Source organism: Alcanivorax sp. HI0007 (assembly GCF_001635525.1).
GTDB lineage: Bacteria > Pseudomonadota > Gammaproteobacteria > Pseudomonadales > Alcanivoracaceae > Alcanivorax.
Map to the genome: position 1 here is coordinate 1 of NZ_LWEJ01000273.1, position 10,469 is coordinate 10,469.

Here is a 10,469-nt window from a genome sequence, read left to right on the forward strand (position 1 = left end):
TCCAAAACGCAACAGTGCCGGACTTCGATGCAGTGTAGCATAGGCAAGTAACCAGCTAACCTGCTGAAAGGACTCAAGGAAACGGTCACATGAACCGGTGAGGGGCAGAGCCAGTGTAGTGGATCCACCTTTACACTTTGCCGCGGCTACGCATCCCTCCATCAGACAGGTATCATGTGCGCCAATTAAGCCGACTTCAGGAGCTACAGGAACGCTATGCCGCCTCTTCCCCCCAACATCATGCAAGGTCGCTGGCTACGCTGGTGGCTGACCCTGTCCTTTGCGGTGATGTTCAGCGGCGCCTTCCTGTTCAATTCCCGCATTGGTTTTCTCAACGTGCTGGATGTGCTTTTCTTCCTGCCGGCACTCACCTTGCTGACCCGCGCCGTGGTCAGCGGCGACTATCGGCTGATGACTTCACCGCTGCTGGTCCCGCTCTACCTGTTTATCGGTTGGGCCGCTCTGAGTTTCACCTGGGCGGAAGAACCCAATACCTCACGGGCGGTGCGGGGCATGGTGCAGATCATCGTCATGGTGGGTATTTTCCGTTGGCTACATCTGTATTTCCGCAACACCTTCAAACAGGCGCTGGCCAATGGCGCACTCTGCGCCATGGTTGTGGTTACCATGGTGATGATCAGCTACTACACCACCCAGCCGCTTAGCAGCCCGCTGTTCAGTGAACCGGCCAACCTGATCTTTCACCTGCCGTCCCTGGACCCCAGCGTCGCGCTGATGGCCATGGTCGCCCCAACCTTTATTCTTCTCGCTCAGGGAATGGAAGAGGGATTCAGCGGCAAAGGGGGTCGCCGACTGGTGGGCGCCGCCGTGGGCTTTGTCTTCTTGTGCCTGACTTCCCTGCCTTTGGGCCTGATGGCAGTCATGCTCGCCCTGAGCTGGCTTGCCAGCCGTCAGCGCCGGGCCTGGCTGGCCGTTGTTCCTCTGTTGGCCGGTGTCTATCTGATGCTGGAGGGACGTAGCGACTTCACCCTCAGCAACTATTTCCTGCATCCACTGATCGGTAATGGCCTTAATCAGGAGACACTCAACAGCGTACTGGCCCGGGACAATGATCGTCTGCTCAGCCTGGCACATCCACGAAATCTGTTTGTGTTGCTGATTCATAGCGTAGGCCTGGTCGGGCTGGTGCTGTTTCTCGCCAGCTGGATCAGCCCTTTTACTGCACTTCTGCAACGGCAGATCAACTGGCATGAAGACGCGGCCTATTCCATCGCCGTTCTACCCGGTCTTTTCATGGCATTTTCCGCTGGTGCCTTCCTGCTGGTGCCCTTTCATGCCAGCTGGCTCAGTGTCTGGTTGCCTCTGGCCCTGTTACTGGCCCGGCTGAGCGAGCGTCCTTCAATCAGGCCCAATAGCCGATAGATCTGTTCCGAGTCTTGCATGGGAAAACGAACAAACCGCCCTACCCGATTGTCTGATCCCAGACTGTACCCTTCCTGGATCGGTGTGGGACTGTTCTGGCTGGTTGGCCAGCTCCCCTGGAACTTTTTGCTGGCGACAGGCAGAGGGCTCGGGCATCTGGCATGGCGACTGGCAAAAAGACGCAGCCACATCGCCCGTACCAACATCCGGCTTTGCTTTCCTGAATTAACCCCTGAGGAGCAGGAGAATCTCGCCCGCCGCAGCGTGATCAGCACCGGCGAGGCCATCCTGGAAATGGCCGGCAGCTTCAGCAATCACCGCATCGATCTGGATAAGCGCCTGGTGATCAAGGGAATGGAGCATATTGAACAGGCCCGCGCTGAAGGCAAAGGAGTCCTGTTGCTGGGAATGCACTTCAACAGCATTGATGTGGGATCGCGGCTGCTTGGATATCTGATGGATTTCTACGCCGTTTACCGACCCAATGACAATCGGGTCATCGACCGCTTGATCAATCAGGGCCGCGGCAACTACCTGAAAGGCAATGTTCCCCGCAGCGATATCCGGCAAATGATTCGTCTGCTCCGCAATGGCGAAGTGCTCTGGTACGCACCGGATCAGGACTACGGCATCGCCCACGCGGTATTCGTACCGTTCTTTGGTATCCCCGCCGCCACCATCACCGCCACCAGCCGCATTGCCAGAATGGGCAAGGCTCGCGTTATCCCCACGGCTCACTACCGCCTGCCCGGCGGCCGTTACCAAATTGAATTCGGTCCGCCACTGGAGAATTTCCCCAGCGGCGACGACGAGGCGGATACCGCACGCATCAACCAGACCATCGAACACTATGTCCGCAAACACCCGGAACAATATTTATGGGTGCATAAACGGTTCAAACATCAGCCTGATGGAAAATCATTTTACTGACTTTCCAGCGGAGCCATTTTGAACAGTCCAGAAATCGCAACCCGAACCACAAAAATGAACGCTTTAAAAATGACACTGCCTTCTGAAAAAGCTGTCCACCCCTCGGTCCTTATCATACCGTTCTACACGTCTATGCTGATTTCAGCTGACAGCCAATTATCCAGGTGGCTTTTTAATTTTTTCGCTTTGTTTATTGCTTACACGCTCTGGGACAAAAGAAAAGAACTGCCAGGAAGACTGAATTCAAGCGCGTTACTTGGTGTTGCTTTGATTTTTTATACGATGGCTACTCTCTTCTGGGGGGAAGGTGATGCGTTCAGCAGCTACATACGCTGGGGAACAGGTTTGCTTTTCTTCTGGCTAGGATTAATTTTCATCTCCTGCTCCCCGAAAGAAAAGCTGAAAGAAACTGCACTTCATCTGTGCATCGCAACACTGGCTGTCTGCGTATACACCATACTCAATTACTTTTTCTCTTCAGACGCCCCAAGTCGCAACATGGGCCCCGGCATCATTCAACACCCCATAATGGGGCCATCAATATTGATCGCGGTTTCGGCATCGGCCGTTATGATGCTGCAAGCGCTTGGCAAGTTTCCGACCAAACTAGCCGCTATACTTTTTTCATGCCTTTTAATATACACATTGACCACTGCCAGCCGGGGGCCATTACTGGCATTAGGCGCATGGGGGGCAGCCCTGTGTCTTACAAGCCCAGTACCCCAAAAAACCAAGTGGATCGCAGTTTTGGCAACATGTCTTAGCCTGATTATTTTGTATGCGGTTATACCTGACTTCTTTCACTCGCTTATCGCGAGAGGCAGCACCCACAGGATTGATATTTGGGCAGCAACGATAAAAACACTGGAGGACACATTATTTTTTGGGAGAGGGATTAATTTAAAGTTCGTTGACACAGAGCTATCCCAAAGCCTCGTACCAGTGACAGAGCTGCATATTCAGCACCCGCATAACCTTGGCCTATCAACCTGGGTCTATAGTGGCCTGACAGGCGTTATCCTGCTTTTCGCAACCACTATTTCAGCACCGCTGATCATGGCAAAGAAAAATATGAGCTACCTTATCGCTGCAATACCAGCGATTACGGCGGCGCTATTCCTGTCTTTAACTGACCTTAGCAAGCTTATTGCACCGCCTTCAGCAATATGGTTTATCTTCTGGCTTCCTTTCGGCTTTATCGCAGGACTAAGCCACCGAAATGATCTTAAAAAACATCTTTAAGATCCTTGATTTTTTTTGCCGGCACTCCGCCCACCAGAGTAAAAGGATCAACAGATTTTGAAACAACGGCACCAGCGGCAACAACCGCGCCGTCACCTATTGAAACACCGGCCATGATGATTGCCCCGGCACCAATCCACACATCACTGCCAAGTGAGATTGGTGCACCCGTAGTGCCACGGCGCCCCTTTTCATTGAGATAAAGACTGTGCTGCGCGCCCTCGAAGCAGACTCGGGGGCCGATACGACAACGTTCGCCGAGGGTAATCGGAGCCTTGGGGCAGGCGAAACGCACCTCGGTATTGATAAAACAGCCTTTACCTATATGCACCTTTGCGGCAGCGCCAATCGGGCGTAGTACCACAGGACCATAGACCGTGGAACGTCCCTGCATATCAAAGCCAGCAGCCTTGAGAAGCAGCCAGCGCCATTTGTCACTGAACCGCAGGCGAGGCAGGTGGTTGGCCAGCCCCAGAAACACGAACTCACGAAGGGTTTGCATGATCAAAGCCCTCTGTCACGGAAATAGCGTCGGCGCTTGCCGATAAACCGCAGCTTCTGTTCCAGATGCTTCCAGAACTCGGAAGAGTCGGAATAACGACAGGGAAAGGTCTCTGCTGTCACCCCCTCCAGCTGCGCCTGCCAGTCATTATTGCTTTCGTAACCATGGGTGATCAGATCCTGCGCCAGCTGAGGGTAACGCTGTAGCTGCTGCTTCAGACGTGGCAGATGCTCCCGCCAACCGGCGATCCGCGACAGATCCACCTGGCGCAGCCCGCCAAGCGCATTCTGGGCATCTTCACCAGCCTCGGCCACTTCGTGAAATCGATCAAAATCATGGCTTCGTTGAAGAAAAGGGAAGATGTCTTCCATACGTTGCTGCACGCCTTTGGGGTCACTGACCAGATCCTCGTAGCGCAGCACCATCACCCTGGGGTGGGCCTGGATTTCCGTTATAGCTTTTTCTGCCCGCTTCCATACCGGATAGTTGCAGAAATACATGCCAGGCCAGGCCTTGTGCATGCTGCAGATCACCGAGCGGGGGTCCCGCATCATGGCAATGACATAAAGATTTGGGTCACGCTCAAGCAGCGGCGCCATCCACAAGGCATCGTTGGGTTTTTTCGAAAGCCGCAGCCCACTTGCCTGGGGCTTCACCTTGAAGATAGTTTCCTCATGCTCCGAGTGGCCCTCATGGGGATAGCAGGCCACCAGCATTTCCGCCATGAGAGTTGTGCCACTGCGCGGGCATCCGACTACATGCAGATAGGTCGCACTCATTTACCGGCTCCCAGCAATCGTACTTTATCCCGCCAGTTCGGCGATGGGGCGGTCTTGATATCCGCCGCCAGCAGGGCGGGGAAGGTGGCAGCCCGACAGGCCCAGGTATGCTTCTCCCTGACAACGACCTGCCCTGCCCGGGCAATCGCCGCCGCTTTATCCGGATTGGAATGAAGCCATTGCAACTTTTCATGCAGTTCGGCCTCACTGTCGTACAAGACAATATTTTCGTTTTCCACGAAACCCAGCTCCTGCTGCTCCAGGGCCGGTTGCCGCCAGGCCAACAGCACACATCCCGCTGCCATGGCTTCAAAATTCTTGATCATGTATTCGTTGAAGCCAATGTCCGCACTGACAAACACCCGAATCGTATTAAGCAACCGGTTATAAGGCTCGCCCGGTTCTGCACGCAAAAGCTGCACCTTGCCGAGCTTCTCCTGTCTGAGCAAAAACCGCTTTCGTTTTTTGTAGACCTTGTTTTTTACGCGGCCCACAAATGCAGATTCGACAGTGCGCTCCAGACCCAGATCGGAAATAGTGTTGCCGTCGTAGCCTTTGGGAAGGAAGCAGGCATCAATCCCTTCATCACGGAGTTGTTGCGCCAGGCCGGCACCGGAAACAATGATTCTTGCTCTTCCAAGGTCGCGAAGCACGGCGGGATAACGACGATACCACTCGCTGGAAGGAACGTTATTCTGACAAACATCATGATCAAAGATCACCAGCCCGGGCGCTCGTTTCAGGCAAGAGTAGCGCTTGCCAAGCCGACGCAGATTGGTATCCGCGATGACGCGATCATAGCCACTGAAATCTGCCTCATTGAAATAGGCTTCCAGTCCATGCTCGCGGGTCACTTCCACGTGATCGAAATCAAAGTACTGCTTTGCCGCTTCCCAAATGGGGCGCGTCACCATCAGCTTGCCGTCAGTGGACACAACCAGGGTTTTCATAACCAACTCTCGATGGATTGGATTCGCGCGTCGTACAACGCCTGAAATTCCTGACGGGCTTGCGGCGCCAGCGCCTCGCGGGGACGCCAGCTTTCAAAGAGCCGCTCGCGCTGCGCCGCAAGATCCTGTTCCAAACCACGACCCGGCTCCCGGCTCATGCCATCCAGATCCAGCACCTGCAGTTCCCCGTCACGGAACAGAAAATTTGTGTACTTGCTGTCACCGTGACTGAATGCCATCAGACGCATCACCGCAAAAAAATCCGCCATCTGACTCAACGCACGGCTTCGCAACATCCCGCCATCTTCACAGATCTCCGGCAGCATTTTTCCCTGCGCATTGCGGCAAACCAGATACTCTCGATCGGTTAATCCGGCCGGCTTGCTGGACAGATAACAAACCGCTTGCGGTGTTTCCACATGCACCAGGCCCAGGTAGGCGGCATTGAGCCAGGAGTTTCTTGCCCGGCTCTTGAACTGACGCGCCAGTTTTTTCCAGGCACTTTTCACGTTATACCGCTTAATAACCAGGCTTTCACCATGAAGGCGAACCCGACCGACGGTGGCGCTGTTGCCGTCCTTCAACCGCTCACTGTCTTCCAGCAGCGCATCCAGACCATGGTCGAGCAAGGCATCAATCAGTGACTGATCCTGACGTCGCCCCATACCGGTATATCCCTTGCCATCCAGCTCCACAAATTCGGTACAGTTTCGCAGGGACTTTTTAACCAGTTTTCGCAAACGTGCCTGGCGTGTTTTTTTCAGGCAGTCTGCCAGCTGCTGTGGCGAAAACGCATCTCCGTAGGCGTCCGCGACCTGTTGTGCGGAAGGGAGGGACAGAGGAGGAAACTGGGCAAGCAGCAGTGACAGGTTGGCCAGGGCCCTGCTCTTCTCTACGGGAGCATCAGCCACCTCCACATCCCCCGCATCAATCACATGCCAACTACCTTCGGCTAAAATAAAGTTATCCAGGTGGATATCATTTTGCACCACACCCTGGCGGTGCATGTTGCGGGTCAGCGCCACCAGCTCCAGTACCAGACCAGGGATCTCCCCAGCAGACATTTTTTGCAAACGCACCTTGGCCGACATCTGCCCCAAATGTTCCAGTACCAGCAAGGCTGTCTCACCGGGGTAATCCCGCAACAATACCCGGGGAGCTGGCACCTGCTTTTCAGCCAATGCCGCCAGTCGTTGGTGCTCGGTTTGCACCTCGCGGCGGGAGCGGGGGTGCGCAGAAAACAGCTTGATAATCACTGGCTGCCCATCCAGCAGCCCGGAATAGACAGCGCGTCGTTCCGGCATGAAACGCAGCAAGGCTTGCAGCTCCAGCACATGCCCATGCGGAGTCAGCGTCACCGGCAAAGCGGTTTCACGGCTGGCCAGCAGGGTTGCGGTGGGGTCCCGTGACGAATCCGCCATCAGCTCAGATATCCTTTCCCGGGTGTTCGTTGAACTGCAGCGGGAGCTTTGGCTCCACTTCAAAATAGCGACGATAGATTTTTTCTGCCTCGCGACGGGCCCCTGACCAGATATTGTCGTCAGCCAGCGCCTGCCGCAGCGGCAAACCACTGTAGCTACGTATAAACCGCAGCAGATCGCGATGTGTCATACCGAACCGGGCAGTGGAAAAATACAACCCACCCAGATCCTTGATACGCCAGCGACGGGGAACCTGGCTACGGACCTGGGAGCGATGCAGGTCAATCAGGTACAAGGGGCCATCCGCATTATTCGCCGCCGCATCTTCATCGCGCATCAGAAAATGGGCCAGATAGAAATCCCGGTGATTAATCCCCGCGCCATGCATGGTGCGGGCAATCGTGGCCACACGCTCAATCAGTGCCCGCTTGAAGGTCGGCGGCAACGCCTGAGGATCCTTTATCCAGCGTTCACCGAGATCTTCCAGGCTCAACGTACCCACCAGATCATCGGTTACGATGAAAGACTCCACCAACGCCGGATTCCTTCCCCGGGAACCATAGGCCGCAATCGTCATGGTATCCAGGCCTGCGCCACGCACCGCATCAATGGCTACCACTTCATCCATGGCACCCAGCACGGGCAATTTTCCCTGGGTCAGATTCTTGAAGATTTCCTTCCAGCCAATGCCACCATGGTATTTGAGAAAATAGCTGCGACCATTGCCTGCAAATCGCAGGGTGCGGCGGCCCTCCCGGGCCCGGAAGATCTCACCTTCCTGCTCGGCGGCCTGGTAGAAAGGGTCACGGTCGCCCCACAGGGCGACAATGTCATCGCGCAGGAAAAGCTTCATGGTGTCCAGTTCTCCACCTGATCCATCACTGTCTGGGCCAGACAATAGAGGGCCGGGTTGCGTCCATACTCCACACCATTTTCCTGCCAGGGCCCCGGCAACTGGCGCACCATTTTCTGCAGGGTGTCATCCAGCGCCTGCTGGCTGAACGGAGACAGGACAATTTCACCGGAACCCGCTTCACGCACGTAGCGGGCATAGCCACAGGTATCCGTAGTCAGCACCGGCAACCCCGCTACCGTGGCTTCCAGCAATACCATACCGGCAGACTCCCTATAGGCAGGATGCAACAGCATATCTGCCGCCTGCATCAAGGCGGTGACATCATCCCGTGGCCCCAGCACAAGAATGCGACAGCGCAGGGATTCGGCCAAACCTGACAGATAGGCATCGGCCTGATCGTTGCCCACGATCATCAACTTCGCGGTTTCCGGCAAAGTGGCGAAAGCCTTGAGGGCCCGATCCAGACCTTTGACCTTAAAGCCGGAACCAAGAAACAACAGCAGGGTTTCCTGCTCATCAACACTCAGGCTTTCCCGGGTTTGTTGCCGCAGGGCCTCATGATCCGCAGGCCGTTGACGATCTCTTTCAATGCCCGGCGGCAGCACCGCATAGCGATTTGCCGCCAACGGATAATGGCGCAGGTACTGATCCCGTTGATCGTCGTTGAGAAACAGAATCAGAGGGCCATTCGCCGCCGTCACTGCCTGTTCCAGTTTCAGGTAACTGGCATAACGTGGAAGCCAACGCACGGGTGTCGGCTTGCTACTGAGGTGTTCGGCAAAGCAACTATCAGCAGCGAAATACACATCCAGACCCGGCAGGCGATTAAAACCCACCACCCGGTCAAAGCCTCCAGTTGCCCGGGCGGCAAGAACGCCCCTCGCAAAGGAGCGCATGCGTCCATGATTGCTGCCGCCTGACACGTGGATGCGCTGCACGGTGACACCGTCAATGGTTTCACCCTGCCAGTCGCTCACCAGCGCCACGACCTCATGCCCCCGACTCACCGCCTCACGGGCAATGCGCGCAAAATCCCGCTGCAGGCCGCCATAGGGGAAGTAATGATAGAGCGCCATGGCCAGTTTCATGCGGTGCGCCTCCGCAATTCCCGCCACACCTGTTTCGGTTTCAGGCTGCTGAAACAGGGCGGCTCCACTCCCTTGCCCAGCTCACCGCGATAGGTGCATTTCTCCTGTACGCAGGGCGCACAGGGAAAATCCGCTGCCAGAGAGTGGGCGCGGGCGCCCTGCACCCCGGTGAGCACCGGGTCGGTGGGGCCGTAAAGTGCCACGCCAGGCAGACCCGCCGCCGCCGCCAGATGGGCCAGGCCGGTATCCACGGCAATAAAGGCGTCCCAGCCGAGCAACTTGTCGGTGAGGGCATCCAGGCCCATTTGCGGCAGCACGTGCGCCCCGCTCAGCCCATCGGCGAGACGAGTGGCGCGGTCCTTTTCCATCGGGTTGCCCCAGGGAAGAAAAACGCTATGCCCCTCCGCGCTGGCCAGCTCCACAAGCTGGCGCCAGAAGGCTTCCGGGTAATGTTTGGTGGGCCAGGTGGTGCCATGACAGAACACCAGCTGCGCCGGTCGATTCAAGGATGTGGGAACGTGGCTGCGCGGCAAGCCGTAGTCCGGGGCGCTGCCGGGCAATGTATAACCCAGCGCCAGGGCAAAAAGCTGTCGCACCCGATCGATGGCATGCTGCCCTTTTGCCACGGCCAGAGGATGATCCAGCACCCGGGCGGAAAGCCCTTCCCGGGCGGAGTGCTTGTCCAGGCCGAAACTTGGTCCCCGCCCCAGCCGGGTCACAAAGGCACTCTTGATCAGCCCCTGGGCATCGATGACCGCATCGTATTTACTGGCTTGAACGGCAGATTTGAAGGTCGCCCACTCACCGGAACGGCGCGCCTTGAAAGGATGCTTGCGCCAGCGACGCAGGGCACAGGGGAACACCTGATGCACCGCCGGGTGGCGGCGAGCCAGATCGGCAAAGGCCTCCTCCACCACCCAATCCACCTGTAGATCGGGGATGGCCGCCAGGGCATCGGTCAGTGCCGGCAGGGTGTGGATCACATCCCCCATGGAGGAGGTTTTGATCAGCAGCACACGCATGTCAGAACCCGCTCGCCGTCAACTCAGGCATCCGCGCTTTCCAGCTGCTGCAGGGCATCGATCACCTGCGAAGGGGGCAGCTGGCGCAGACAATTCAAATGCCCCAGCGGGCATTCCCGTTCGAAACAGGGGCTGCATTCCAGCCCCAGCCTTACCACTGCCACTCTATCACCCAATGGCGGGGTAAAACCTGGGGACGTGGAACCGTACACGGCCACCAGCGGCCGCTTGAGCGCCGCAGCGATATGCATCAGGCCGGAATCGTTGCTGACCACCGCGGTGGTCAGCAACGATTC

General features: G+C 56.6%; 11 protein-coding genes. 3 read left to right on the forward strand and 8 right to left on the reverse strand.

The genetic code is table 11. From position 1 onward, the window contains the following. The first annotated feature begins 216 nt into the window (after window positions 1-216). Genes A3714_RS16535 through A3714_RS16545 form a run of 3 tightly spaced genes read left to right on the forward strand, consistent with a single transcriptional unit; the run spans window position 217 to window position 3,555 of the window. The gene (locus A3714_RS16535; RefSeq protein ID WP_063508330.1) at window positions 217-1,383 is read left to right on the forward strand and encodes a hypothetical protein; all 1,167 of its coding nucleotides are present in this window, start codon (window positions 217-219) and stop codon (window positions 1,381-1,383) included. Between the two features lie 18 nt (window positions 1,384-1,401). Continuing rightward, window positions 1,402-2,313: an LpxL/LpxP family Kdo(2)-lipid IV(A) lauroyl/palmitoleoyl acyltransferase gene (gene lpxL / locus A3714_RS16540; RefSeq protein ID WP_063508329.1), complete on the forward strand. Its 912-nt coding sequence runs from the start codon at window positions 1,402-1,404 to the stop codon at window positions 2,311-2,313. Window positions 2,314-2,331: 18 nt separating this feature from the next. Continuing rightward, window positions 2,332-3,555, forward strand: a complete 1,224-nt coding sequence (locus A3714_RS16545) for an O-antigen ligase (RefSeq protein WP_156492933.1) — start codon at window positions 2,332-2,334, stop codon at window positions 3,553-3,555. Here the strand turns inward: A3714_RS16545 and A3714_RS18375 are convergent. The 8 genes from A3714_RS18375 to A3714_RS16585 form a co-directional block, all read right to left on the reverse strand. Next, on the reverse strand, window positions 3,539-4,057 hold the full coding sequence (locus tag A3714_RS18375; RefSeq protein ID WP_063508327.1) for a DapH/DapD/GlmU-related protein: 519 nt from the start codon (window positions 4,055-4,057) through the stop codon (window positions 3,539-3,541). The genes A3714_RS16545 and A3714_RS18375 overlap by 17 nt on opposite strands. A 2-nt stretch (window positions 4,058-4,059) precedes the next feature. Next, window positions 4,060-4,836 carry a sulfotransferase gene (locus A3714_RS16555; protein WP_082844640.1) on the reverse strand — a complete coding sequence of 259 codons (777 nt, stop codon included), beginning with the start codon at window positions 4,834-4,836 and terminating at the stop codon, window positions 4,060-4,062. Continuing rightward, window positions 4,833-5,786, reverse strand: a complete 954-nt coding sequence (locus A3714_RS16560) for a glycosyltransferase (RefSeq protein WP_063508325.1) — start codon at window positions 5,784-5,786, stop codon at window positions 4,833-4,835. Before A3714_RS16560 ends, A3714_RS16555 begins: the two co-directional genes overlap by 4 nt. Then, a complete protein-coding gene (locus tag A3714_RS16565; protein ID WP_063508324.1) occupies window positions 5,783-7,207 on the reverse strand; it encodes a hypothetical protein in 1,425 nt (474 codons plus the stop codon). The genes A3714_RS16560 and A3714_RS16565 overlap by 4 nt, the downstream gene beginning before the upstream one ends. Before the next feature lie 4 nt (window positions 7,208-7,211). Further along, window positions 7,212-8,060 carry a lipopolysaccharide core heptose(I) kinase RfaP gene (rfaP, locus tag A3714_RS16570; RefSeq protein ID WP_063508323.1) on the reverse strand — a complete coding sequence of 283 codons (849 nt, stop codon included), beginning with the start codon at window positions 8,058-8,060 and terminating at the stop codon, window positions 7,212-7,214. After that, window positions 8,057-9,151, reverse strand: a complete 1,095-nt coding sequence (locus A3714_RS16575) for a glycosyltransferase family 4 protein (RefSeq protein ID WP_063508322.1) — start codon at window positions 9,149-9,151, stop codon at window positions 8,057-8,059. The genes rfaP and A3714_RS16575 overlap by 4 nt, the downstream gene beginning before the upstream one ends. Then, on the reverse strand, window positions 9,148-10,173 hold the full coding sequence (gene waaC, locus A3714_RS16580; protein ID WP_063508321.1) for a lipopolysaccharide heptosyltransferase I: 1,026 nt from the start codon (window positions 10,171-10,173) through the stop codon (window positions 9,148-9,150). The genes A3714_RS16575 and waaC overlap by 4 nt, the downstream gene beginning before the upstream one ends. Before the next feature lie 23 nt (window positions 10,174-10,196). After that, window positions 10,197-10,469 (reverse strand): glycosyltransferase family 9 protein (locus tag A3714_RS16585; protein WP_304439031.1); only part of this gene is annotated, 273 nt, incomplete at its 5' end.